Below are 26,796 nucleotides of genomic sequence, written 5' to 3'. Positions count from 1 at the left end.
ATTATCGCAAGAAAAAATTTAGGGTTCGTTCAAAAGCAGCACAGTCCCCTGATTCCGGCTTTAGCCGGAATAACTTATTCATACAAAGCTTGCCGGACTGCCGCCCCAATCCGGTTCATGGTATACGGTTTTTTGATAAACTGACCTGCGCCTATTTTTTGAACGTTTTTCACATCTTTGTTTTCAGAAAAGCCGCTGGCGATGATGGCCTTCTGGCCGGGATGCAGATCTATGACCTGTTCATAGGTCTCCAGCCCGCCTATACCGGGATCCATAATCATATCGAGCACAAGTAAATCCACAGAATTCTTTTCCAGGTATTCGATTGCCTCTTCTCCCGAGCTTACGGAGTCAACCTGATAGCCAAGTGTAGTCAGCATCTTGGTAGCAATATCCTGCTGCAATGCTTCATCGTCTATTACCAGAATTTTATCGCCATGTCCCATCAATTCGTCGAGCCTGATACTTTTTATCTGTTTATTCAAAGCTTCCCTGATTGCTGGGAAATATAATGTAAAATTCGTTCCCTTGTCGCCGCTTTCAACAGTGACCCCGCCGCCATGATCCTGTACCGTATTCCAGACTACGGTTAATCCCAATCCCGTGCCGCTTCTGCCCAGCACCTTTTTTGAATAAAACGGTTCAAAAATGCAATTGATATCCTCTTTAGAGATGCCCGAACCGGTATCCTTAAAGCTGAGAACAGCATATTCGCCTTTCTCCATGTAACAATTTTCGGGAATCGGTTTATCCACATATTGATTTTCAGTGCTTATAATAATACTGCCGTCCCCGCTAATAGCTTCAGCAGCGTTTATCATCAGGTTCATGATGCATTTTTTTATATGCACCGACGAACAGGAGATATTAAGCAGGTCCGGTTCAAGCCTTAAGGTATAGATTACGTTTGGATACAATAATTTATAATTTCGGCATTCCGGCGAATTCATATACTCGGCGACCAGAGTGTTAAGGCTGCAGGTTTCCCGTCCGGCGGCAACGCCACGGGCCACAGTGAGCAGGTCTGCAACTACCTCTGCAGCCCGGTGGCCTGATTTTTGGATCTCCTCAATCGGCCTTCGTAATTTGCTCTCTTCCGGCAGTTGCATAAGTAACAGATCCGGATAACCGACTATTCCGGACAGAATATTATTCAGGTCATGGGCTACACCGCCGGCCATTAAACCTATGGCTTCCATTTTTTGGGAACGTATAAGTTTTTCCTGCAAGGCCGACTTTTCTATTGCAGCCTGCTTAATTTGGGTAATATCCGTAGCAATTTGAAGACGGACAAGACGGCCGTCAGGCCAGACAATGGCCTGTTCGTGGCATTGGTACCACCTGCCTGTTATGTTATTCCCGGACTCCCGGGTATAAGGTGATGAGGGCCTCCCGTCATTGTCAAGCAGGCGATGATTAGTGCAGAAATCACAAGGCCCTGTTTGTCCTTTTTGCAGAACCTTCCAACAGGGCCGGCCTATATTATCACCCAATATCTCTTTGCCTAACTTATTTAAAAAAATAAGTTCATAGGATTGTATGTCAACCGCTAATATCACTATATCAAGGGAATCCATAACCGTAACAAAACGGCTATTCTCCTGGCGTAACGATTCTTCAGCCTGGCTTCGCTTCAGCGCCTGGGATAGAAGATTTGCGGCAGTGGCAAGATACTTATGCTCTGCCAAACCCCATTCTTGATCATCAACACAATTGTCAAAACCAATAAAACCAATAAAATCATTATCAATAAAAAGAGGAACAATGAGAATGTAGAGAATTCCCTGTGGTTCAAGCATGTCACGTTCAGCGGCCGGAAAGTCAACAACCCGGCCGCTTATGATATCGCCCCTGGAAAGTATCTTCTGCCAGCGTGAAAAATTTTCTTTATAGGGCAGATTTTGTAATGATGGGTTGTCGATTTCAGGTTTTATGCCCTCGACGCACCATTCCGCAACTTGGCTCATGCGCAGCTTGCCGTCATTATCCCGATGATTGAAAAATAAATAGGTCCGGCTGGCATCATAGGCGGGTCCGATTGCATTGATGAACTCCTTACAGGGAACTTCCCGGCCAGCTTTAAGCAGGAGTGAACCTGCTTTATTTAACGCCACCAGGTATCGTTCCCGCTGTTGCAAGGTCTGCTCGTTCTGCACAAGCTTTTTTATATATTCATGCTGGCGACGATTCCCCGCCCGGAATAAAATAAACCCGATAACGAAAAAAACACCTGTCACGAGAATTGAAGCAGGAAAGATGATTCCGGCATTGAAACTCAATGCGTAAACCACATCGGCAAAAATTATAATAATTACTAATACAATCCCCAGCCATTTCCAGAACCTGATGGCATTACCCATATTATAGCCAACCCTTTTGGTTACTAAAAAATCATACTATCTGATTAGTTTCACAAGGCTATAGAAAAAACCGTAACCGTTCACGGTTACAAGCGGCATAATTTCCTGTTTATAAATTGAATCTCAGGCCATCAACGTAAGGCGGGACAGCTACTTTGGTGGATTCGTCGCTTACGCTCCTTAATCCACCCTACGGTTCAAGAGCAACGTAAGTTTGTAGGGTGGATTAAGCGAAGCGAATCCACCGAAACCCGCTGTATTTTTCAACCGTTAACTGTGAACCTATAACCGTGAACGGTTACAAAAAACCTTAGGAAGCGCACCGACAATAAGTCGGCCGAAGGTTTTAACTGATAACGCAGTGAAATTATTTATGTAAAAACCTATAACTAATGAATAGCAGTAATGTCAAATGGTTTCGGAGGTTCCCAATTATTGACAATCAATAGTCAGGTTAGTAAAATACTTTAAAAGGTTTGCAATAATAAAGGAGGTTTTCATTGTACGGTATAGAAGCTATTTCCGCCTATAACGGCTGGGTCATGGCCATACTTGGCATTGCCATCGTATTCACCGGGCTTGTAACCCTTTCCTTTGTTATTTCCCGGATACACAAGGTGCTCCATTTCCTTGATAAAAAAAAATTTGCTAAAAAGATACAAAAAAACATAGAAAAACAAAGGCCAAAGATTATTGAAACACCGGGGTCTGTTTTATCCATGGATATCAGCAGTCTTTCATATCATTATAAACCGCTGGTAGATCAGCTTGGAGAGCCTTTTAAATTATCCGCCCTAATTAAACTTTCAAAAAAATTTGATTTCCCGCACCCATACATATCCATAAACTATCTGCGTAATGCCGGCATTTTAGTGTCGCGAGGAGAAGGTCTGTTTGTATGGCGGCAGATTTCCAGGCCTTAGGGAACTGGAAGGAAATAATCTACGCATATCGTGCAGAATTTTTGTTCGTCTTCAAGGCGTGGTAACAGTTGCATAGTGAACTATAGACCGTCACATAAATAATTTCACTGCGTTATCGGTCGGAGATATACGATTAGTATTATCTCCTCGCTCTAGCCTTGTGAAATTAATTATGCGACAATCTATATACAACTGTTACCGCGACGTAAAAGACGGACAAAAGGGCAAGCAGGATGCGTAGATTATTTTCTGTAAGTTCCCTTAGGACTCGCTCAAAAATAACTTCCACAAGCAGGCGCACAGATTCAGGTTAGGTCGACACTGCTTTGAAATTTTTCCTTTTTCCAGCCGGGATGAACCTCGGCCTTTATCCTGTCTATTATGTAACTGCAGGCCTCAAAGGCCGGGGTTCGTGTTGCAGCGCTTATTCCTACGAAAAGAATATTATCTCCCGGTTTTAAGTACCCGATTCTCTGGATCATCATCGCATCCCGAATGTCGTATTTATTCAATGCGTTTTTTCTGAGTTCTTTCATTTTTTCTAATACCAGGGACGATCCTTCCCCAGGATATGTTAAGCTGGCTGTATTTTTTCCTTTTGAAGTATTGCGAACACTGCCGAAGTAAGATGCAATCGCCCCGATTTCCGGGCTTTTTAATCTTTCCATTGCGCCGGCAAGGTCAATTTTATCTTCAGTCAACTCTACCATTTTTTCTTTTTCAGGTTTCATATTATTATATTCCCCGGATCCGCCCGAAGGCCGGGCATGCCCCTTATTTTGTCGGTATTCCTTGAGAACTTTATACCCTATAAAATTGAATATAGAAAGTACAAAAAGGAAGAAGGCTGCGCCAGGCTGGTTAAAAAAAATAAAAATCTGTTTTAAAGGTAAAAAAATATTGCTATGCTTATAAAGCGTCTTTCATTGGAGTGTAAAAATAGTTAACACTTTTCTACCTGTTAGGCTCGGTATATTCACCGCAGAGGAACTGCTTAAATTTTTCAAAAACCTTAAACTTGGAAAAAATTTTTGACCATGATTTCTCCCATTAAACAGCAAGTAAGTATGGATGATGTAAAAGAGCGCCTGGTAAATTTTGCTATTGCCCGTGATGATCTGAAAGAGTTCCTGGGTCTGCTTCCTGACGGAAAAGAGCTCAACCCCGTTGCCATAGAGTATGAAGCACAGATATTAAAAATAATCAGTGTGGGATGGGGGATATCCTTTTTCCTTTCCGGCAGTTCCCGGAAGAATGAACTCACCGAGTCTTTCTGGAATGCGATTAATGAATTTTCGGTCAATTTGTCGCTTACAGCATCTTCCGTAACAGGAAAAGAGATCGACTACTTTAGTATCCTGAAAGAACGTCTTGATCAATACGTGGCCGCTTTAAGTGCTTCCAAAGGCGCCGCAGAACCAGTATCCCTGATCGGCCCTGAATTCGCAAAAATTTGTGGAAACAAGGATAATGTGCATGTGATAATGTTAGGCAACAGGATTTTCAGTTCCGCTGTAGGCGGGGTAAAGGAGTACATCTTGTCGATTAAAATTCAAAATGGAAAAAACGGATGAAATTTATAGCGGATCTGCATATCCATTCAAAATTTTCCATGGCCACCGCCAAAAATCTTGATCTTGAACACCTGTACATCGCCGCCCAGTTAAAAGGAATCCAGGTTGTGGCAACCGGAGATGCCACCCATCCGGGCTGGATGGCCGAAATTAAAGAAAAACTGGTTCCTGCTGAAAAGGGGCTCTTCAAATTAAAAGCGGATCTGGCTGAAAAATGCGATCAGCAAGTTCCCCGGGCCTGCCGGGGCATGGTGCGCTTTATGCTGGAATCCGAAATAAGTTCTATTTATAAAAAAAACGGTCGGACCCGTAAAAATCATAACCTGGTTTTTCTGCCTGATATTGATGCGGCAGAAAGGTTTAACTCCCGCCTGGACAAGATAGGCAATATAAAGTCGGACGGCAGACCGATCCTTGGACTAGATTCAAGGGATCTGCTTGAAATCCTCCTGGAAACCACAAATAACGGATTTCTTATTCCGGCCCATATCTGGACGCCCTGGTTTTCTCTATTTGGTTCCAAATCGGGTTTTGATGCAATTGAGGAATGTTTTGAAGATCTCTCTTCAAACATATTCGCAGTCGAAACGGGTCTTTCTTCAGATCCTTTAATGAATTGGCGGATCAAGGATCTCGACGGGTTGACGCTTGTCTCGAATTCAGACGCACATTCACCCATGAAGCTGGGCCGGGAGGCCAACCTGTTTGATACGAATTTAAGTTTTGCGGACATAAAAACCACCCTGGAATCGGGCGACCCGGAGTCCTTTCTGGGAACCTTTGAATTCTATCCGGAAGAAGGTAAATACCACCTGGACGGGCATCGCAAATGCGGTGTCTGTTTCAAACCTAATGAAACCATTGCCGCAGACGGAATCTGCCCGGTCTGCGGAAAGCCGTTGACACTGGGAGTTTTGTACAGGGTGGAGGAGCTTGCCGGAAGACCTGCCGGAGAAAAACCCGGGCATACCCATCCTTTTTACAGCATAGCGCCTCTTGTCAACATTCTTTCCGAAATATTTCGTGTGGGGCCCCAATCAAAAAAAGTTGCAAAATATTATAATTCAGCGCTTGCCCGGTTGGGCAGTGAATTTTCCATACTCCATGACTTGAAAATTGCTGATATTGAAAAGGCTGGCATCCCACTTATAGGCGAGGCCGTCCGGCGCATGCGCTCCAAAGAGATGCATGTTATTCCGGGATATGACGGGGAATACGGAGTTATTAAAATTTTTACTGATTCGGAGCGGGCGGAGCTTCTTGGCCAGAAAACCCTCTTCAGCATTCCTGAAGTTGCAAAAAAAGGGGCCGCAAAAAAAAATAAGCTCAAAAAAAAGGCCTCTCCGGAAACCTTGCGAAAAAAAAAGCCTGATGTTGTTAAAAAAAACCGTCTGGAAGCTGTTGTCAATTTGTCGGATTCCAGCGCTCTTGAAACGCTTAATGAAGAACAGAAAAAAGCGGTTCTCCATAAAAACGGCCCCATGATGATTGTGGCCGGTCCTGGAACCGGCAAGACCCGGACTATTACCGGCAGGATAGCTCATATTGTAAAAGCAGGGAATGTGCCGCCTGAAAATATTCTGGCAGTCACATTTACAGTCAAAGCAGCCCGGGAAATGAGGGATAGATTGGTTCCTATGTTAGGCAATAGTTTCAGACTTCCTTTATGTTCAACTTTACATTCCCTGTGCTATTCAATTCTTTATGAGCAGAAAAAAAACAGCGACATTTGCGTAATAGACGATCGCGGCCGAAGCCATATCATCATGACGACGATAAAGCGTGTGGAGCGCCGCAAAGGTAAAATATCCCTCCATAAAAACAAAATAGAAAATATAATTATATCCGCCAAACAGAAGCTGCTCAGACCGGAAGATGAGTCCGCAATTAATAAAATAACCGATAAAAATCATGCAATCGGGTTTGCCGCAATATATAAAGAATATCAGCAGATCATGTCTCTGCTCTCTTTATACGATTACGAAGACCTTATATTGAAAACCGCCCTGCTTTTTAAAAACAATCGTTCAACTCTTGAAAAATACCGCTCCAGGTTTAAATATATCTTTGTGGATGAATATCAGGATCTGAACTACGGGCAGTACCGGATCATAAAGGCGCTCTCTCCTCCTGGAAAGGATCTCTGCGTGATCGGCGACCCGGATCAGTCTATTTACGGATTCAGAGGATCCGACAAGAAATATTTTCACGATTTTATTACGGATTATCCGGATGCGGAGATTATAAGGCTTACCAGAAATTACCGTTCCGTTCAGACTATTCTTGACGCCTCTTACCAGGCCCTTGCGCGGGAAGATGCAACCCCGGAAGGTTTCAGGATTTATTCGGAAATTAAGGGCAAAAAGACCATAGGCATCATAGAAACAGGATCGGAAAAGGCCGAAGCCGTGGATGTTGGCCGGCGGATTGAACAGATGATCGGAGGAACCGGATTTCACAGCATAGATTTTGATAAAATAGACCTTTCCAGCGAAGATTCCCCCAGAAGTTTTTCCGATTTTGCGGTACTCTACAGAACCAATAATCAGGGCATGGTTATTGCCGACCAGCTTGAGGCCGCCGGAATTCCATGCCAGGTCGCAAGCCGGGAAAGGCTGTATGAACATAAAACCGTTGCGGAACTTCTTGCCTGGCTTAAGATTACGGAAAAGCAGGGTACTTTTTTAGATTTTGAAAAAATAGTTAAAACAGGCGTTGCCGGCATAGGCGCAAAGACTTTGGAAAAATTGGCCGGATGGGGGCTTGACAACAATTTTACACTACACGAAACACTTTATAATATTCGCCGTTTTCCTGTACAGGAAATGCCAAAAAAACAGCAGGGGCTGCTCGATTCTTTCCTGGGGAGACTGAAAGATATTGAAAAGGGCATGGCAAAGATGACTCTTGAAAACAAGCTCGAATATCTACTCGATCATACGGGTATAGCTGGTACCATCCTTGATGATTCCATTGCGGCGGACAAGGTCCGGGCGGTTATCTCCTTTGCCAAAAAGTTTGCGTGCGATTCAAAACAATTTTTAACTGAAATAACCCTGGGATCAGATACGGATCTTTACGAACAGCACATTGAGAAGGTCTCCCTAATGACCCTGCATGCGGCCAAGGGACTCGAATTTCCGGTTGTCTTTATCACCGGGTGTGAAGACGGGCTCATACCTTATAAAAAATCAGAAGAACATATTCCTGATATTAAAGAGGAAAAAAGACTCTTTTTTGTCGGCATGACCCGCGCGAAAGAGATGCTCTTTCTCACCTGGGCAAAAAAACGCCGCATCTTCGGCCGCCTGACCATGCGCAAGCTCTCGCCCTTTGTCAGGAATATTGAAGAACATCTGCAGGAACGTGAAAAACAGGCCGGGCAAAGCAGGAAGCAACGCGTAAATAAGCAGATGCAATTATTTTGAAATATAAATTAAAACCATAATCAATTAAGGCATAAAAAAATATGGAAGAAAAACTTATTGAAACTGTATTGCTGGAAAATAATCTGACACTAAATTTTTATGATGCATCAAGAAAGATAGCTGGGGGACGTTATTATGTAGCCCTGATTACAAGGATGGATATTCCCGTTAAACCGGAAATGTTCACTAATAACGGTGCGGAAGCTGCGACTTACGATGAAATTGTCGGAGCTACAGGGGATATGATCGTCTTTGAAAAAAAAAGGGAAAGAAATTTTATAAGCGCTGCCGATAAGGATGCTGTTTTCAAAGAAATGTGCGATTCCGTACTAACCCATACATCTCTATATTATTCAAGAGAAGATTTTCCTAAAAAATTTATTCTCAGTGAATATAAAAAAATTGCTGATCATTATGTAACTTCTCAATAACTGCATCCTGGTTCCCGCCACGCTGGAACCAGGATGGATTATGGATTCAGACCAATCAGCCACTTTCAAATAGCCACTAATCAGGACAGTAAACACAATTAGGGCACCTGAAAAACAATCGGCGATACTCCTTATTGCCTGTTATTTCCATCGAAGATATTAACGATATTTATGTATCCGGTGGCGGACTTATTATCGAAATACACTTGCCCGTAACTGAAAGCTCATAGCTTGAACTCTCAAAACTATACTCGGCAAGGTCATATTTGGTAATTTTCATCTTATTCCAACGCTCCGGCGTTGGAACAAACTATAGATTGTCAGATAATAAATTTCACAAGGCCAGGGGGAGGAAGGCGTATTATAATACGCCTTCCTCCCCCTGGCCTTGTGCCAAATTTTAAAATCAGGTAATTATCTGACGGTCTATAGGCATTCAAAAATATATTTTTTCAATTTTTGACATAAGTCAAGGTAAATAAATGCTCGGTACAGTAATTTATAATCAAAACTATAGCACGTTTCGGAAGTCTTGATACTGTTTATGAAAATTTTTGGCAGTAAACATGCGTCACAAGTTGCTTTCTACGAGTATCAAGATTTACGGGACACGCTATAAATAATTGTGGATCATAGCGGATTATTGTGGAGATTCTATTTCTTGAGCATATACTAATTAAACTTATGCCATCAAGTATTAGCTTTTAGCTGTTAGTTATTAGCTTTTAGCGTTAATTCCTAACAGCTAAAAGCTAAGTGCTAATAGCTGTTCATCATGGATTACCACACTAATCCGTGATGAACCATAATTGTAAGGAAAGTTTATTTACAAACAACCATTAATTAAAGGAGGCAATTATGTTTTGTTTTCAATGTCAGGAGACAGCCAAGAATAAAGGCTGTACTGTAAAGGGTGTTTGCGGAAAACCGGAAGAAACCGCAAACTTGCAGGATCTTTTAATCTATGTGTTAAAAGGTATAGCCGTTTATGGTGAAAAGACAAAAGAGCTCAGCATCCATGATAAGGAAACCGGGTTATTTGTTGCACAGGGACTTTTTACGACAATCACCAACGCAAACTGGGATAATGAGCGGTTTATCGCCATGATCAAAGAGGCTTTAAAACGTAGGGAAGAGCTTAAAGAGAAATTTTTGTCTGCATATAAAGAAAAAAATGGAAAAGATTTTGATGAAAAATTACATGATTCAGCAACATGGTCTTCAGATAATGCTGCCGAGTTTAATGAAAAAGCAAAATCCGTGGGCGTTCTTTCAACAAAAGATGAAGATGTTCGCTCTTTAAGGGAGCTTTTGATCATCGGTTTAAAGGGTGTTGCCGCATATGCTGATCATGCAGCTCTTTTGGGGTGTAAAAAAGAAGATATTTACGATTTTCTCATGGAAGCCCTTGCTTCAACCACAAAAGATTTATCTGTTGATGATATGGTCGCCCTTGTCATGAAAGCCGGAGAGGTTTCAGTAAATACAATGGCGCTGCTGGATGAAGCGAATACATCTTCTTACGGAAATCCGGAGATCACCGAAGTCAATATCGGTGCAGGAAAAAATCCCGGGATTTTGATCAGCGGCCATGATCTTAAGGATATGGAAGAACTTTTAAAGCAGACAGAAGGAACCGGGGTAGATGTATACACCCACGGTGAAATGCTTCCTGCCAATTACTATCCGTCCTTTAAAAAGTATGATCATTTTGTAGGCAACTACGGTAATGCCTGGTTTCACCAGAACAAGGAGTTTGAATCCTTTAACGGCCCTATCCTTATGACTACAAACTGTATTATTCCCATGAAAAAGAATAATACATATCAAAACAGAATCTTTACTACCGGAATGACAGGGTATCCTGGTGTAAAACATATTCAAGACAGGCCCGAAGGCGGCTCAAAGGATTTTTCCGGGATTGTCGAGTTGGCAAAAAAATGCGATCCTCCAACTGAAATTGAAACCGGCAAAATTGTCGGCGGATTCGCCCACAACCAGGTTCTCGCTCTTGCCGACAAAGTAGTAGATGCAGTAAAATCAGGAGCAATCAAACGCTTTGTGGTTATGGCAGGATGCGACGGACGCCAGAAATCCAGAAGCTACTATACCGAAATAGCCGAAAATCTGCCCAAGGAGACTGTGATTCTTACGGCCGGATGCGCAAAATATCGTTACAACAAGCTTGATCTTGGTGATATCGGAGGAATCCCGAGAGTACTCGATGCGGGCCAGTGCAATGACAGTTATTCTTTGGCGGTAATTGCTCTGAAGCTGAAAGAAGTGTTTGAGCTGGACGATATTAACGATCTGCCGATTTCATACGATATTGCCTGGTATGAACAAAAAGCAGTAGCTGTTCTTCTGGCTCTTCTATTTCTCGGTGTTAAAGGTATTCGCTTGGGGCCGACTCTTCCCGCGTTTCTTTCGCCGAATGTCGTCAAGGTTCTGGTTGAAAAATTCGACATTAAACCAATAGGCACGGTAGAAGCGGATATTGAGGCAATGATGGCAGGAAAGTAGATATATTGGTTTTTTGACAGGATTTACAGGCCTGCCCCTAAATCCTGCCAAAAAATCAATCAGAAAAATGGAGGGAAATCATGAAATGCCCAGGTCAAGATACCATGTACTGGAAACCGGGAGCTATCTTTGATGCAAAATGTCCGGAATGCGGTAAAAAGGTGGAATTTTTCAAGGATGACACAACCCGCAAATGCCCACATTGCGGGCACAAGTTCATCAATCCTGAAATGGATTTTGGGTGCGCTTCATATTGCCAGTTTGCCGAACAATGCATAGGAAACCTTCCCCCTGAACTCCTGGCACAGAAGGAAGATTTGTTAAAGGATAGGGTGGCCATTGAAATGAAACGGTATTTTAGAACCGATTTTAAAAGAATCGGCCATGCTACACGTGTAGCCCGGTATGCGGAAAAAATAAGCAAAGCCGAAGGCCAGGGAAATCTGGCGGTTATTTTATCTGCGGCATACCTTCATGATATCGGAATTCATGAAGCGGAAAAAAAATATAACAGCACCGCGCCAAAATACCAGGAGCAGGAAGGCCCGCCCATAGCCCGCTCAATAATGGAAAAGCTTGGAGCCAAAGAAGAACTTATAGAAGAAGTATGCGATATCGTCGAGCATCACCACCACCCCAGGCCGGAAGAAACCGCCAATTTCAAAGCGGTTTATGATGCAGACCTTATAGCAAATATGGAGGATAACCATAAGGACAAACCGATCAACGCTGAAAAGCTCGAAGGAATTATAACAAAATCATTTATGACCGATTCCGGTAAAGCGCATGCTCGAAAAATTTTATTGAACAACAATTAGAGGTATCCTGATGACAGTAAAAAGAAAAATAATCGATATTAATGAAGAACTCTGTGATGGATGCGGTCAGTGTGTAATAGCATGTGCTGAAGGTGCCATTAAAATTATTGACGGCAAGGCCAAAGTAATCTCGGATAATCTTTGCGACGGACTTGGCGCATGTATTGGAGACTGCCCGCAAGGGGCGCTCAAGATAGTTGAACGCGAAACTGATGAATTTGATGAAGATGCTGTTGAAAAGCATCTTGAGCAGCAAAAAAAAGCAGGGCCCATGCAGGACACATTGCCTTGTGGATGTCCATCAACACAGATTCAGGATTTCTCAAAGGAAACAACCTGCCTGTCTGCCAACAAACCCGTTTCACTTGCCTCTGAAGAGTCGGCTCTTTCCCACTGGCCGGTTCAGATAAGACTTGTTCCTCCTAATGCGCCGTTTCTTAAAGGAGCTGACCTTCTTGTGGCAGCAGACTGTGTACCCATTGCCTACCCTACACTTCATAACGATTTCCTTAAAGGCAGGGCGGTGATGATAGGCTGTCCTAAATTTGATGATAAGGAAAGCTATGTTGAAAAATTTGCAGAAATATTTAAAATTGCAAGGATTAAAAGTATAACGTGTCTTACCATGGAAGTCCCGTGCTGCTCCGGACTTCCCGGAATCTTGATCAAAGCAATGGAAAAAGCCGAAACAACTATTCCGCTTAAAAAAGTGGTTATAAGCAACAGGGGCAAAATAATTGAAGGTTAACCTGGAATTTTGGCTATGAAATGGACTGAAGAAGCAGAAAAAGCGATTAAGAAAATTCCCTTTTTTGTCAGGAAAAAAGTCAGGGCCCGTGTTGAAAATGAAGCCATGGCTGCAGGCAGAAAAGGAGTCACGATTTCAGATCTCAAGACCGCACAGAAAAGATATCTGACGAATATGAGTTCTGAAATAAAAGGGTTCCAGATCGATACATGTTTTGGATCAGGCGGATGTCCCAACCGTGCTCTTGAAAGTAATGCACTTTTTAACAGGCTTGAAAACCTGCTTGCAAAAGAAGATATCCTGAAATTTCTAAGGCAGAAGATTGGAGATAATATAAAATTTCACCATGAGTTCAGAGTGACACTGGCAGACTGCCCAAATGCATGTTCGCAGCCTCAGATTAAGGATATCGGAATCATAGGCGCAAGTATTCCGGCAATCACAGGAAATGAATGCGCACTATGTGGACAGTGCGTTGAAATATGCAAAGAAAATGCAGTTACACTGAATGAAAAAGAATGCACGCCTGAGATAGATCATGATCTTTGCATAAAATGCGGGCAGTGTTTAAAAGAATGCCCCACAGGAACAATTACTGAAAAAAAGGCTGGTTTCAGGATTCTCCTTGGAGGGAAACTGGGGAGACATCCACGACTTGCTGAAGAACTTCCGGGCATCTTCAGTGAAGATGAAACCCTGAAAATTGCAAAAAAATGTATTGATTATTACAAAAAAAACAGCAAAACTGGCGCACGCTTTGCGGATGCATATAATAGCCGACAATTTCTAAAAAACTGAAAGGACTTAAGGGAACTTACAGAAAATAATCTACGCATCCTGCTTGCCCTTTTGTCCGTCTTCTACGTTGCGGTAACAGTTGTATATAGATTGTCGCATAATTAATTTCACAAGGCTAGAGCGAGGAGATAATACTAATCGTATATCTCCGACCGATAACGCAGTGAAATTATTTATGTGACGGTCTATAGTTCACTATGCAACTGTTACCACGCCTTGAAGACGAACAAAAATTCTGCGCGATATGCGTAGATTATTTCCTTCCAGTTCCCTAACAGGAAAAAATTCAACATTAACAACGTCATCGAAATAGCTTTCAACATAATTATCTAAAAATCTATATATCCTGACACATAGGGCCACCGCCTGAATTTTTTTTAATAAATTATGCACGAATCTCAAATAAAACTTCGGAAAAAACTGATGGATCTTCTTGGCCATTGGAAAAAAACCGGATTCCCGTCTCGTTCAGGACTGGTGTCTACAGCAAACGAATTGATTGAGTGGAAGAAGAAAAACCATATTGAGGGAATTTGGGAAGAACCGCCGCTGATGGTCACGGCAACCCTGAACGACACCTTTGGGCATGGTCTTCAGGTGATTCATCTATACGCAGAAGTGGCCGGCATCCGGATTAATCCTCTCGGACTGCTTCAGACACCGAAACAAATAATGAAGACCTGCTGTGAGGTGGACCCGGATTTTTTGGGGCTTACGATTTTACAATTTGACACTGAAGAGGCTCTTACCGCAATTTGCCGTAATCTGCCGCCCAAAACAAAGGTGGTGGTCGGAGGGCCGATCTTTAAAGCAGATCCATGTCTTGCCCGGCGGGCCGGCGTGCATTATGTTGCCAAAAACGTTGCTTCCTTTCTTGAATATCTTTTGGCTGATCAACGACATGTTCATCGAGCAGGTTGACTTCGTTTATGTAGAGAATTCCCCTGCCCGACAGACAGGCTGTAATCTGGGGTGTCTAAATCCCCATAATTAGCTTGCTCAGGATTTGGCCCCCCCTTCAGAATATAAGTTATGTATGTCAATTTGCTCCATTTATAAACAAAGCATTAACATGTTGATAATACCCATTATTTATATTTGAATGTGGTTAAACAAATGCTTATTAAGCTGCGGCACGGTTATTATATTCGGCATTATTGGGCGCATAAGGTTGTTTTGTAAACTTATTTACGGGCCCACCTAATTGTTCAAAATTTGCTGTAATATCAGTTACATCTTTTGATTTTTCATCATTTTTTGGCACCGGTAGAAGAGTTAAACCACAGTCAAACTCAGTTGACAAACTATCTGTAAGGCTTCCGGGGGTTGGTAAAATTTTTCGGCGCTGCCGAGTTAAAGACAACAACTTATTTTCAACTTCCTGTTGTTCCTTTACTGTAACGCCCATTGCCATCCGAACGGATTCTCTATTCACAGATCCGCAAAAAGCCGGTAAACGAAGTGCAATTCGGTTTGCATCTTTTACTTCTCCTGTACCATGTGTTTTACCAAGTCCAAACAGGGATTCAATATTATCAGAACAAATAGGCATTCCAGTATTGCCCATGCCCAATGATTCAGCGACTATTAATTGTTTTTCCATCCAGGTAATAAAACCGATACGTACTTGAGAGCTTTGAGGGATATTTTTTAAAAGTTCTTTGCACTCTTTGTAGGTTTTCATATTCAAGCCTTGAGCTTTAAAAATTTCCCGGCTTTTTAAAAGAGGAGATGCATCACGAAGAAATCGCTTGATAAACTGTTTATATTCAGGAAGTTTACCAAGATAATTCCTAAGTTTTGAAACTACAGAGTCCTTTGAAACTCGCCCCCGTGGTGAGTGCTTAAGAACCATTTCAGCCCATTTCACCACTATTAACCGACAATGTGTTCTTTTTACGTTCTTGTTCTAATTCTTGTCTATTTTTCCGGAGTTCAGACTTGTATTTATTTCGTTCATTTTTAGTACGTTTCAGCTCAGCTTTCTGATACTTAATTATACGAGTACGATCAACTGCTTTGTTTTTCCAGGCAGTTCTACTTTTTTTAATTTTGAAACTTTACTCATAGCAATAACCATCTTTTTGGTTAAAATATTTAAATATATAGGGAATAATGATTTTTTTCAATCAGCAATCTTAAATTAAGGCAATTCGCTTTGTGTCTATTGATATGTGGGCGCCTTATGCTCAAGCGACGCGTAAAAAGCTCCCCAAGGCTCAACTGGTGGTTGACAGATTCCATGTGATGAAGCAATTAAATGGGCGCTTAAGCCAAATGCGCCGCACTATCCAACGCGGACTTCCACAAGATAAAAAAGACATATTGAAAGGAATGCGTTGGATACTTGTTAAAAACAGATCTGGGCTTTCAGCGGCTGAAGAAGCACGTTTATGCACGATGCTTGATCTGTGTCCATCACTTAAAGAATTATATCTCCTCAAAGAGGACTTCAGGCATATATTTGACAAAGTGCACTGCCGAGACAAGGCGAAAAGATTCCTAACTGCTTGGATATATAGAGCAAAATGGACAGGGAATAAGTTTCTTTTGAAGTTTGTCAGTACGTTAAAGAATTGGTGGAAAGAAATCCTCACGTATTTTATAGAAAGGATTACAAATGGTTTCGTTGAAGGCCTCAACAATAGCATAAGGAATATCATTAGGTCAGCTTTTGGTTACAGAAATTTCGAAAATTGTAAACTCCGCGTATTTGCGGAACAGGGATTTTCCACTAATCCGCGATGAGCCTAAAATACTCACCTGCAACCTCTCTTTTAATCGAATAAACAATTGAGCGGAATTATCAAACCGGAATATTATTTTAACTATATCTAAGTATATTTAATATTTAAGAAGTGTATTTAAGCGTTTCTTAACGCAAGTATTATGCCATTTTTTTTAAAAAAACATAACACCTTAATATTATTCACTTTTACGATAAATTATAGGTGCGTTGGACGTCTGCGTAGGCTCTTTTTACGAATAAAAATATATAATTTGATAAATATTTTTCATGGTAAGTGTGAAAAATATTTCATTTTTTATGTTATATAATGGATGTCGGGAATGTTGATAAAAAAGGTTGACGTATTTTTATTATCAATAGATTATAGATATTGCAATGAAAAAAAATTAAATCACACTGCATTCGGTGGTGAATAAAAAAAGGATTTTCTATGACCGATACCGGAGAAATGATATTAATAAACGCGAATATTGAAATTTCAGTCACAGCGCTTCAGACAATTGTCGGCAACGCCAAAAAAGCTGTCGGGCGGGATGCAAAGGGGCATTATCGCGTGGACACCGCTGATAAGGTCAGTGAAATGATTTCACGTTTTTTGATGGAAAAGGATTTTGAGGGTTATGTTAATATCCCGGGTAATTATTCGGGTTAAACGAGTAAAAGCAGAGCCTGGCATAGGAATCGAGACATGAGAAATATATTTTCCTTTAAGGGTTTTACAGCACGGATTGAATTCGACTCCACTGACAATGTTTTCTTTGGACGTGTGCTTGGCGTTCGAGATATTATAGGCTTTCATGGGGAAACAGTGAAGGAACTGACCGCCGACTTCCACAATGCCATCAACCATTATCTGGATGTATGCGAGCAACGTGGTGAAAAACCACAAAAAGCTTACTCAGGCAAGCTGACCCTGCGCATCCCTCCCAATATTCATGCTGATATCGCCGCAGCCGCAGCACATACCGGAAAAAGCATCAATAAATGGGTAGCAGATACACTTGAGCAAGTTATCCACGCACACTAAAATACTGCGACCAGCCAACTAAGAGAACCTGGGGTGCAATATGAAAAAGTTATTTTACCTTCGTTCCCAGGCTCTGCCTTACGCACCAAAACTCACTAAAATATAATACGAAAAATGGCATCCTTCAAATTTAGTTTACACTGATTTTCTATAAAAAATTAAATTTTACCGCGGAGAACGCAGAAAGCGCAGAGGGAACTGCTTGGTTTTGAATGTAATATCTCAGCGTTCTTTGCGAACTCTGCGGTAAAATATTGATTCCGGCATTAAAAAAAGTGTTAACTACTTTTGTAGCATAAATGAAGGATACCCGAAAAATAAAACTTTTTATGGGAAGAAGCAGATATAAAATTATTGAGAGCGGTAAAACATATTTCATAACAAGCAGTGTTATAAACCGGCTTTCTTTGTTTGCCCTGCCCGCGCCAGCCGGAATTGTCATTGATTCGTTGAATTTTCTGTAGCAACTGCAAAGAATCAAAATTCATGCCCGGGTTTTAATGGAGACTCATTTTGATCTTGTTGTATAGATGTTCACAGAAATAATTTCACTGCGTTATCGGTCGTCGGAGTAGGGATTCAAGATTTTGAACCCCTACCACCTCCGGCCTTGTGCCAAATTTTAAAATCAGGTTATTATCTGACAATCTATATATCGGGTTAAAAGGATTGGTGGCAGTAAAACCGCTGACCTAAAAAAGGCAGAGCCTGGGAACGAGGGTTATGTGGATTTTTTTTGTTATTTCCGACAGTTACATTTTTTTGACAAAAATACTATATATAGCGATTTTTTTGTTGACGTGCAACAATATGTTGTATAAGTTGATTTCAATATTTTAATAAATAGAGAAGACTTAACAGTATTTCAACTTGTGATGCCGCTCCTGGAGTAACCTATGTTTGAAGAGATAAAAAAACGGGATGGAAGGATTGTCGAGTTCGATTCACCCAAAATTACAGCGGCTATTGCATGCGCAGGAAAGGCTACCGGCGAGTTTGAAGAAAGGGAGGCCAGGAAATTGACCCTCAGGGTTCTGACCCTGTCCCATGAGATTCGGTTGGGACCGATTCCGGATGTGGAAGAGATACAGGATATTGTCGAAAGAGTCCTCCTTGATTCACCATATTATAAAACAGCCAAATCCTATATACTTTACAGGGAGCAGCATGCCCGGATCAGGGATATTACCGCCAGGGCCAATATAGATCTGGTTGAGCATTATATCCGGAAAGAAGACTGGAAGGTAAAAGAGAACAGCAATATGTGTTATTCATTACAGGGGTTGAATAATTACATATCATCCGGAATTACATCAGAGTACTGGCTTAACCGGATATATCCCCCCGAGATAAGAAAAGCACACAAAAGCGGTGACATTCATATCCATGACCTGAGTCTGCTTTCCGTATATTGCGTTGGCTGGGATCTTGCCGATCTTTTAAAAAACGGTTTTAAAGGCGTTGAAGGCAAGGTAGAGAGCGCTCCACCCAGGCATCTCAGGTCGGCCCTGGGGCAAGTGGTCAACTTTTTCTATACATTACAGGGGGAAGCCGCAGGAGCCCAGGCACTTTCCAATTTTGATACCCTTTTAGCGCCTTTTGTCCGCCATGATAATTTAAGCTACACCGAAGTAAAACAGGCCATGCAGGAGTTTATCTTCAATATTAATATTCCTACGCGGGTCGGTTTCCAAACCCCTTTTACAAATATCACCATGGATCTGTGCGTGCCGTCCACTCACAAGGATCAGCCGGTAATTATCGGAAGCCTGGAAACCGATGATACCTACTCCGGTTTTCAGCCGGAAATGGATATGCTGAACCGGGCCTTTGCCGAGGTGATGATGGAAGGCGACGCCAGGGGCAGGGTCTTCACTTTTCCCATACCAACTTATAATATTACAGCCGATTTTGACTGGGATAATCCTAATCTTGATGCAGTATGGAGAATGACCGGCAAGTACGGCATCCCCTATTTTTCCAATTTTGTGAATTCCGACATGTCGCCTGAAGACGCAAGGTCGATGTGCTGCCGGCTGCGACTTGACAACAGGGAACTGTTGAGAAGGGGCGGAGGGCTTTTTGGGGCCAATCCGCTTACAGGTTCCATCGGAGTTGTAACAATAAATCTGCCCAGGATAGGATTCGTTGCCGGAAATGAAGAAGATTTTCTGGCAATTCTTAAAAATCATATTATGACTTCGGTTGAGAGCCTTTCGATCAAGCGCAAAGTGCTTGAACAGTTTACGGAAAATAATTTATATCCTTACTCAAAATTTTATCTGAGAGCCGTAAAAGAGGGTTCCGGGATTTATTGGAAGAACCATTTCTCCACCATCGGAATTATCGGCATGAACGAAGCCTGCCTTAACCTCCTTGGCCTTGATATTGCCAGTGACGCGGGACAGGCCTTTTCCCTTGGAGTCATGGATTATATCCGCGCTGTAATGGCTGAAGTGCAGGATCAAACCGGAGAAATGTTCAACCTGGAGGCGACTCCCGCCGAGGGGACCACCTATCGTCTCGCAATGATAGACAAGGATCGGTTTCCAGGGATAGTCTGCGCCAATGAGGATGAATACAAAATGGGAGCCGCGCCTTATTATACTAATTCAACCCATCTTCCGGTTAATTATACGGATGATGTTTTTGACACCCTCACGCATCAGGACAAGCTGCAGTCCAAATATACCGGAGGCACGGTGCTGCATGTTTTTCTTGGTGAACAGATAAGTGATATCAATACATTAAAGGGGCTGGTAAGGAAAGTTGCGCAAAATTACAGGCTGCCCTATTTTACGCTGACTCCTACATTCAGTGTATGTCCTTCGCACGGGTACATCAACGGCAGGCATGAAGAATGTCCTGTGTGCGGCGATCAGACCGAGGTATATTCCAGGGTTGTAGGGTATCTGCGGCCTGTGAAGCAGTGGAACAACGGTAAAATGGCGGAATTTACCATGCGGAAAACCTATAAATTTTCAGATAAATTAATTTCACAAGGCCAGAGGGAGTAGGGGTTCAAAATTTTGAACCCCTACTTCGACGACCGATAACGCAGTGAAATTATTCATGTGGAACTTTATATATAAAGTTGCATGATGGAATATGATATTCGGGGGAGTATTAAAAAATTCGTTCATCGATTATCCTGGTAAAATAAGTTCTGTGCTTTTTTTTGCGGGATGCAATTTTACCTGCCCTTATTGCCATAATCCGGATCTTGCGGTCGGCAGGTCTGAGAGACATGAGTTCCTCCATGAAGCGAAAGTCTTTACATTCCTTGAAAGCAGGCGGGGATTAATCGAAGGGATTGTGATTACAGGCGGTGAACCGACCTTATGTCCTGACCTTTTGCGAATATGTGAACAGATCAGGGGGCTGGGCTATCCGGTCAAGCTGGACACCAACGGCAGCAGGCCTGTAGTTGTTAAAAAACTTATCGATTCTGCTTTGGTCGATTATATTGCCATGGATATCAAGACCGATCCTGATAAATATTCGCCTTTAATATGGAAAAAAGCGGAACCTGATAAAATTCTTGCTTCGGCGGAGATTATTATGCGCTCAGGCCTGGATTATGAATTCAGGACAACCTGCCTTAAGCCTTTTGTTGATGAAAAGATCATTGAGAAGATATCGGGCATTATAAAAGGAGCCAGGCTTTATGTGCTGCAGAGATGTAATGACGAAAGAGTCCTTGATCGTGATTTTTTCAATACTACTGACCGGCTGATTAAAGAGGATGAGCTTCAGGGATTAAAATTGATTGCATCCGGACAGGTGGGTGAGTGTATTGTCAGGGGATAGGGACTAAAATCCCCACCAGGGACAATTGTCGTCGGCGTGTTTTTTTCGGTGGTATTTTTCGTATTTTGGGTATCCTCATGGGTACCTCTACTGATTTTTTTTTGTTGCAGTTTGCCCAATGCAATTTGGTTGGGGATTATATTGTGAACAGTAAGATCATTAAGTCCCAGAGAGCTCGTCTTAACCCGGAAATTGCTGCCTGCAATCTCATTGCAGGGCTGGTGTACATCCCCCCCCAATATTATCCCACTTCACCTGCAACTGTGGGGCTTTAAGCTAAGTTTGCGGTTACTTCCTGGATGCCGATTGAGGCTTGCGCCACATTTTCGGCAATCTCATTGCTGGTGGATGATTGTTCCTCAACCGAGATGTTAATTGTTTCTACAATATCTTTGACTTGATTGATTACTTTGGAAATCTGTTCAATCTTCGAAACGGTGTCCCTGGTCGAACCCTGGATGCATTCTATTTTCTGCCACATCTCCATAGGCGCTTCGGCAGTCTGTTTGGCCATCTCTTTGATTTTATTTGCAATAACCGTAAATCCTTTCCAGGTTTCCCCGGCCCGGGCCGCTTCGATAGTTGCATTCAGGGCCAGCAGGTTGGTCTGCTCCGCAATTTCCGTTATGGCCTTGGTAATATTACCAAGCTGATTTATTCGTTTGTCGTTCAACTCTTCCGCTGCAGCAGCGATGGTATGCGAGTAGCCGTTAAGATATTCCGTGCCGGAAGACATCTGAGCGGAAATATCTGCAAGTTCAGATGAAGAATTATTCTCATTATAACGGATTTAGGGGAGGCCTACCATAGCCCCTCAAAGAAGCCGAAACATAAAGGTTGTGCAGCCAATTATCGTGGTACCTGAACTTGTTTAACCGTTCAGCCGGACTTTTTAGCCTATGTAGTTTTTCTACGGTACGTGGATTATAGGGCGCAAAATTCTGGATAAGAACCCAACCTCTGATGCTCAGTTCGACTGAGGCCATGGAACCATGAAAATATTGGACGCTGAACAGGTGACGATCCATTCTTTGCATCAGCCGGTCGACCATATTACTGGTTCTATGGGCATTCGGGTGTTCATAAGCCACTTTATATTCAGCAATATTCTTGCGTAACTTTGCGATGGGCTTTGAAATGACGGCTGGCATCTCCTTTTTCTTGCACCACTCTACAAGTCTTCTGACTCGTTGTGAAAATGACCGCTTGTTCTCGGCATGATAACAGTCCCAAAGTTTTGAGGCGGCTTCAGTGAAAACAGACCTCGGAACGTACAAAGTGAATAGAAATACGTAAAGCCTTATTATTCAGGTAGTTAGACTATTCTCCAGTAATTTATTGGACAAGCATAATGTTGGACATTCATATGTTTAACCTATTTTATTTTAACTATTTCTTTTATTTAATGTAAATTTATTTTGTAAAAAATATTTTTTTGTGATACCTTATTAAAAATTCACATTGCGTACACCACATTAAGGTATCAATTATGCAAAAACAACTATTTCCAGATATACCAAAGAAAAAAAACGATAACACCAAAATGATTGGCGCAAATTTGTCGTTGGTTTTTAACAGAAGAAATAAGCACATGATTACCCTTAAAAACCGCGATATCATTGTTAAAAAGGTTGATATTTCTGACAAGCCGGCAAAAAAAATATTTGTTGTTGATGCCGTTGAATTGGGTGCGAATAAATCTTTATTGGCTGGTGCCCTTAATATTAGCAGACAAACGATACACAATTACATTGAGAGCAAAAAAAAATTTGGGACAGAAGGCTTATTGGGTGGATATAATCCCAAAATGGGCAAAAATCTTGAACAACATCGCAAGAGCACGCAGCACAAACGCATACAGGGCACCAAGGCTGTCATTCTCGCTAAAGAGAGAAAAGCTAAACGATTAGAAAATCAAAAAAAACAGCAGGAGCTTGATTTTGAATTCGGCGAACAACTTGTTTCAAAAGACGAACAACCATTTAAGAGCCTTCATGATTGGAAATTCACTCGTTTTGCAGGGATATTCCCTTATCTAATTGTTTTAATTAGTACAAATCAATGGCTTAAGCTGATAATGGGTTATTTTGGTTCTGCCTATAAAATATTTTTAGTTTTCTTGTTGATGGTCGCCAATAATATCAAATCCATAGAACAACTGAAAAATATTAACCAGAAAGAAGCGGGGCTTATTTTGGGCCTCAATAAATTGCCTCCAAAAAGAGATGTTTGGCAATGGTTCTATGCAGCTTGTAATTTACGATTTTCCACATCTCTTTGTAAATTATTTTTTAAGCAACAGCTTTTAGGCGGATTGGTCAGTACCTGTATATGGTTTGCAGATGGGCATCTGCTTCCATACACAGGCAGACGAAAAATTCATCTTGCCTTTAATACACAGCGCAAAATGATGATGCCGGGACAAACAAATATAGTTACATGCGATGAAAGTGGTCGTATTGTTGATTTTCAGATTCAAGAAGGAAAAGGCGATCTTAAAACTCATATTGTCGAACTGAAAAAAAAATGGGCCAAGGAACTTACAGAGCCTCCCATCATGGTCTTTGACAGAGAAGGGTATGGCGCTCCATTTTTTAACTCTCTTATTGAAGATAAAATTCCCTTTGTTACTTGGGAAAAACACGTTGATTCAAAAAAACTCAAGGAGTTAGATGATGATTGTTTTAACGAATCCTTTGAGATGAACAACAAAAAATACCGCATTTTCGAGGGTGAAAAGACCTTCACCCTGGAGGAAAATGGTAAAACTAAAACCTTTGAACTCAGGAAAATTTATCTTTGGAATCAGACCAGCAACCGTCGGACATGCTGTCTTGCATGGGATGACGGCAGACCTATAACTACTCTTCAATGCGCACAAGCTATATTGAACCGCTGGGGTGCCTCTGAAAATACATTTAAACACCTCCATGACAGGCATCCTTTTCATTATCACCCCGGCTTTAAAACATTAGATAGCGATAAACAGCTTATAGCAAATCCTGCTATCAAATCCATTGAGAAAGAAATTAAGACCGTACGTAAAAAGCTTGATAAAAAGCATAAAAAAAATTCAAGGACTAAGGAAGTTTTAAACAAAGATGGCTCAAGGCGCGAAAACAGCTTGAAAGCCTGTTTAGAATCAGGAATAAGCCAGTTAGAGGCAGAGCTCACAAAGCTCCTCAATGAGAAAAAACAACTGCCTGAAAAGGTGGATGTTTCTACTCTTGAGGATTATAATTCCTTTAAGAAGATTGATAATGAAGGAAAAAATCTTTTTGATTTTGTTACAGCTTCATTATGGAATGCGCGTAAGGATATGACTGACTGGTTATTGTGTCATTACCCGAATGAAAATGAATATGTGGACTTGTTTTATGCCATCACTCAGTCTCATGGATGGATCAAATCTGAAGCAGACAGAGTGGTTGTCCGATTGGAGCCTCTTCAACAACCAAGCCGCCGAAAAGCGCAGGAACAATTTTGTAAAAGATTGAATGCATTAAGCGCCTATATTCCGATTGGAAAAATATTACAGATTGAAGTTGGTTCGTCACCTATTTAAAAGGAAAGTGTCCAAAAAATTATGCTTAAAATGCTATTTTTTTCCGAGGTCTGCACCTTATGTTTATTCAACTTTTGAAAATGCCTTTGCGAGAGCGCCGCATACAGGACATTTTTCAGGCGGCTCGTTTTCACAGGTGTACCCGCACACGGGGCAGACATAGTAATCGCATTCTTTGGCAGAGTCTATATTGTCAAGGGCTTTTTGATAAAGGTCTGCATGGATCGCTTCAACTTTATTAGCATAGACAAAAGATCTCTCCGCAGCCTTTTTCCCCTCCTCTTTAGCAGTCTCTATCATAGCGGGGTACATCTCTTTGAATTCAAATCTTTCACCGGAGATTGCTTCTTTAAGATTTTCAACCGTTTTGCCAATACCATCCATGACGCGCAGATGGGCGTGGGCATGAACTGTTTCGGCTTCGGCCGCAGCTCGAAAGAGTTTCGCCGCCTGTGGATAGCCCTCCTTTTCTGCCTGCTTGGCAAAAGCCAGATACTTTCTGTTTGCCTGTGATTCTCCTGCAAAAGCTTCCTTTAGATTCTCTATGGTCTTGCTCATAACGATCCTCCTTCATAAAGTTGTTAAATAATACACGAACTAAAAAACCGTAAATCTTTCCACTATTTCAATACCCTGTTTTTTGCATACCTTCCGTGGGTTACAGCAGCTTTTTAAGGGCCATTAAAACTTCGGTGTAGTCAGGTTCATCTGCTATCTCTTTGACAATCTGAACATAATTGACGACCCCATCTTTATCCACAACAAACACTGCCCTCGCTAACAAACGCAGCTCCTTGATAAGAACGCCATATGCCTCGCCAAACGAAGCGCTGAAGTGGTCTGAAAGGGTAGTTACTTTATCAACCCCTGCTGTGCCGCACCAGCGCTTCTGGGCAAAAGGCAGGTCCATGCTGATAGTGAGTATGGCCACGTCGGAACCTAGCTTGCCCGCCTCTTCATTAAATCTTCGAGTCTCCATGTCGCAGACCGGTGTATCCAGGGAAGGTATCGAAGCGATAACACAGACTTTTCCCCGAAATGATGAAAGTCTTACCGGCGAAAGATTATTGTCCAGGACTTCGAAGTCAGGAGCAGGATCTCCAACCCTGGGTTGTTTTCCAAGCAAGGTCAAGGGGTTCCCTTTCATAGTGATTATTCCAGAATTTTCTTCCATTTTTAAACCTCCTTAAAAAGATAATATTATTTCAACCTATAGCTCGTCACATAAATAATTTATGTGAACATCTATAGATTGTCAGATAATAAATTTCACAAGGCCAGAGGGAGGAAGGCGTATTGTAATACTCCGACGACCGATAACGCAGTGAAATTATTTATGTGACAATCTATATAAGTATTTATCTATTAGTTTACCCAATACAGCCAGATGAGCCTTTTCTTCTTCTGCTATCTTATAAAGAATGGCTTTGCTTTTTTCTTCTTTAACACTCCGGGAATACCTCAAATAGAAATCCAATGCTTGTGCCTCAAGCATCATGGCAATACTCAGAACATCTTCCAGGGTCTGCATAACCGCTTTGTTCTTCGTTAAGAATTCGTCTGTAGTAAGACCGCCCTCCATGACATCTGCAGAGATACCGGCCTCAAATACCTCAATATCTCCAACACCCGGATTAAGGGTGCTATATACAGTATAAAGCTTTTCTTTATGTTTATCCTCAATACCGGCCAGCTTTGTCAGAATCCTGACTACTTCAGGCTCATCCAGCATTTCAGCAAGCTTTAAATACAATGATCCAAGGCCTGCCTCCATCCCATATGCAAGAAGAATTATTTCAGAAGCAGTTTCATCACCTTTTAAGTAAAGCATTCCAGCTTCTTCAGGACCTTCTGCAACGAGACCCTCCCAGGCATTGATACCACCCTTGAGATTATATACTTCTTTAAATCCTTTTCCGGAAAGCAATTGCGCGGCAGCCCGGCTGCGTCCTCCCATAGCTCAATATACAATAGTAGGTTTTTCAGGATCCAGTTCATCAGTGTCCTTTCGGCAAGCGTGCATAGCGCAAAAAAAAATTTGG

Annotated in this window: 23 protein-coding genes; 16 read left to right on the top strand and 7 right to left on the bottom strand. The window is 41.8% G+C overall.

The features are described from left to right. Window positions 1–74: 74 nt before the first annotated feature. Complete coding sequence (locus BuS5_RS00640; RefSeq protein ID WP_027353424.1) at window positions 75–2,360, bottom strand: hybrid sensor histidine kinase/response regulator; 2,286 nt, start codon at window positions 2,358–2,360, stop codon at window positions 75–77. Window positions 2,361–2,860: 500 nt separating this feature from the next. On the opposite strand from BuS5_RS00640, the gene BuS5_RS00635 reads away from it, so the two are divergent. Continuing rightward, entirely contained in the window at window positions 2,861–3,283 is a 423-nt protein-coding gene (locus tag BuS5_RS00635; protein ID WP_027353423.1) for an OadG family protein, read from the top strand. A 305-nt stretch (window positions 3,284–3,588) separates the two neighbouring features. Here BuS5_RS00635 and BuS5_RS00630 read toward each other — a convergent pair whose 3' ends face one another. Beyond that, on the bottom strand, window positions 3,589–4,014 hold the full coding sequence (locus tag BuS5_RS00630) for a molybdenum cofactor biosynthesis protein MoaE (protein WP_051374653.1): 426 nt from the start codon (window positions 4,012–4,014) through the stop codon (window positions 3,589–3,591). 336 nt (window positions 4,015–4,350) lie between these two features. Here BuS5_RS00630 and BuS5_RS00625 point away from each other — a divergent pair, with 336 nt between their 5' ends. The 8 genes from BuS5_RS00625 (at window position 4,351) to BuS5_RS00590 (ending at window position 14,524) form a co-directional block, all read left to right on the top strand. After that, window positions 4,351–4,857: a hypothetical protein gene (locus BuS5_RS00625; protein WP_051374652.1), complete on the top strand. Its 507-nt coding sequence runs from the start codon at window positions 4,351–4,353 to the stop codon at window positions 4,855–4,857. Further along, on the top strand, window positions 4,854–8,285 hold the full coding sequence (locus BuS5_RS00620; protein ID WP_027353421.1) for a UvrD-helicase domain-containing protein: 3,432 nt from the start codon (window positions 4,854–4,856) through the stop codon (window positions 8,283–8,285). The genes BuS5_RS00625 and BuS5_RS00620 overlap by 4 nt, the downstream gene beginning before the upstream one ends. Window positions 8,286–8,326: 41 nt before the next feature. Continuing rightward, on the top strand, window positions 8,327–8,716 hold the full coding sequence (locus tag BuS5_RS00615; protein ID WP_027353420.1) for a hypothetical protein: 390 nt from the start codon (window positions 8,327–8,329) through the stop codon (window positions 8,714–8,716). 858 nt (window positions 8,717–9,574) lie between these two features. Further along, on the top strand, window positions 9,575–11,239 hold the full coding sequence (gene hcp, locus BuS5_RS00610) for a hydroxylamine reductase (protein WP_027353419.1): 1,665 nt from the start codon (window positions 9,575–9,577) through the stop codon (window positions 11,237–11,239). A gap of 80 nt (window positions 11,240–11,319) precedes the next feature. After that, on the top strand, window positions 11,320–12,057 hold the full coding sequence (locus tag BuS5_RS00605; protein WP_027353418.1) for an HD domain-containing protein: 738 nt from the start codon (window positions 11,320–11,322) through the stop codon (window positions 12,055–12,057). A gap of 10 nt (window positions 12,058–12,067) precedes the next feature. Continuing rightward, window positions 12,068–12,805: an ATP-binding protein gene (locus BuS5_RS00600; protein ID WP_027353417.1), complete on the top strand. Its 738-nt coding sequence runs from the start codon at window positions 12,068–12,070 to the stop codon at window positions 12,803–12,805. A 15-nt stretch (window positions 12,806–12,820) separates the two neighbouring features. Beyond that, complete coding sequence (locus BuS5_RS00595) at window positions 12,821–13,603, top strand: 4Fe-4S binding protein (protein WP_027353416.1); 783 nt, start codon at window positions 12,821–12,823, stop codon at window positions 13,601–13,603. A gap of 423 nt (window positions 13,604–14,026) precedes the next feature. After that, window positions 14,027–14,524, top strand: coding sequence for a cobalamin B12-binding domain-containing protein (locus BuS5_RS00590; RefSeq protein WP_274427932.1), 498 nt, complete (start codon window positions 14,027–14,029; stop codon window positions 14,522–14,524). A 202-nt stretch (window positions 14,525–14,726) separates the two neighbouring features. Here the strand turns inward: BuS5_RS00590 and BuS5_RS00585 are convergent, their stop codons facing one another. After that, entirely contained in the window at window positions 14,727–15,458 is a 732-nt protein-coding gene (locus BuS5_RS00585; protein ID WP_274427931.1) for a hypothetical protein, read from the bottom strand. A 287-nt stretch (window positions 15,459–15,745) separates the two neighbouring features. Between BuS5_RS00585 and BuS5_RS00580 the strand changes: the two genes are divergently transcribed. From BuS5_RS00580 to BuS5_RS00555, 6 genes are all read left to right on the top strand, one after another. Further along, on the top strand, window positions 15,746–16,351 hold the full coding sequence (locus BuS5_RS00580; protein WP_443112715.1) for an ISL3 family transposase: 606 nt from the start codon (window positions 15,746–15,748) through the stop codon (window positions 16,349–16,351). Between the two features lie 431 nt (window positions 16,352–16,782). Further along, entirely contained in the window at window positions 16,783–17,004 is a 222-nt protein-coding gene (locus BuS5_RS00575) for a hypothetical protein (protein WP_027354935.1), read from the top strand. 36 nt (window positions 17,005–17,040) lie between these two features. After that, window positions 17,041–17,379 carry a type II toxin-antitoxin system HicB family antitoxin gene (locus BuS5_RS00570; RefSeq protein WP_027354934.1) on the top strand — a complete coding sequence of 113 codons (339 nt, stop codon included), beginning with the start codon at window positions 17,041–17,043 and terminating at the stop codon, window positions 17,377–17,379. A 299-nt stretch (window positions 17,380–17,678) separates the two neighbouring features. Continuing rightward, window positions 17,679–17,843: a hypothetical protein gene (locus tag BuS5_RS00565; RefSeq protein ID WP_157487472.1), complete on the top strand. Its 165-nt coding sequence runs from the start codon at window positions 17,679–17,681 to the stop codon at window positions 17,841–17,843. A gap of 432 nt (window positions 17,844–18,275) precedes the next feature. After that, window positions 18,276–20,396 carry a ribonucleoside triphosphate reductase gene (locus BuS5_RS00560; protein ID WP_027354932.1) on the top strand — a complete coding sequence of 707 codons (2,121 nt, stop codon included), beginning with the start codon at window positions 18,276–18,278 and terminating at the stop codon, window positions 20,394–20,396. A 91-nt stretch (window positions 20,397–20,487) separates the two neighbouring features. Continuing rightward, complete coding sequence (locus tag BuS5_RS00555; RefSeq protein WP_027354931.1) at window positions 20,488–21,189, top strand: anaerobic ribonucleoside-triphosphate reductase activating protein; 702 nt, start codon at window positions 20,488–20,490, stop codon at window positions 21,187–21,189. 271 nt (window positions 21,190–21,460) lie between these two features. Here BuS5_RS00555 and BuS5_RS00550 read toward each other — a convergent pair whose 3' ends face one another. Then, window positions 21,461–21,925 (bottom strand): methyl-accepting chemotaxis protein, encoded by a 465-nt coding sequence (locus BuS5_RS00550; RefSeq protein ID WP_027354929.1) that lies wholly within the window; start codon window positions 21,923–21,925, stop codon window positions 21,461–21,463. 753 nt (window positions 21,926–22,678) lie between these two features. On the opposite strand from BuS5_RS00550, the gene BuS5_RS00545 reads away from it, so the two are divergent. Further along, window positions 22,679–24,754 carry a putative transposase gene (locus BuS5_RS00545; RefSeq protein WP_274427741.1) on the top strand — a complete coding sequence of 692 codons (2,076 nt, stop codon included), beginning with the start codon at window positions 22,679–22,681 and terminating at the stop codon, window positions 24,752–24,754. 63 nt (window positions 24,755–24,817) lie between these two features. Here BuS5_RS00545 and BuS5_RS00540 read toward each other — a convergent pair whose 3' ends face one another. The 3 genes from BuS5_RS00540 to BuS5_RS00530 all read right to left on the bottom strand — a co-directional run bounded on the left by BuS5_RS00540 (window position 24,818) and on the right by BuS5_RS00530 (window position 26,711). Beyond that, on the bottom strand, window positions 24,818–25,312 hold the full coding sequence (locus BuS5_RS00540; RefSeq protein ID WP_027355173.1) for a rubrerythrin family protein: 495 nt from the start codon (window positions 25,310–25,312) through the stop codon (window positions 24,818–24,820). A 100-nt stretch (window positions 25,313–25,412) separates the two neighbouring features. After that, window positions 25,413–25,928, bottom strand: a complete 516-nt coding sequence (gene tpx, locus BuS5_RS00535) for a thiol peroxidase (RefSeq protein ID WP_027355172.1) — start codon at window positions 25,926–25,928, stop codon at window positions 25,413–25,415. Window positions 25,929–26,084: 156 nt separating this feature from the next. After that, window positions 26,085–26,711, bottom strand: coding sequence for a ferritin family protein (locus BuS5_RS00530; protein ID WP_274427930.1), 627 nt, complete (start codon window positions 26,709–26,711; stop codon window positions 26,085–26,087). Window positions 26,712–26,796: the final 85 nt, after the last annotated feature.

Source organism: Desulfosarcina sp. BuS5, assembly GCF_028752835.1.
Taxonomy (GTDB): Bacteria; Desulfobacterota; Desulfobacteria; order Desulfobacterales; family BuS5; genus BuS5.
The sequence above is the reverse complement of the archived record's forward strand: the minus strand, read 5'-3'. Positions and strand labels throughout refer to the sequence as shown.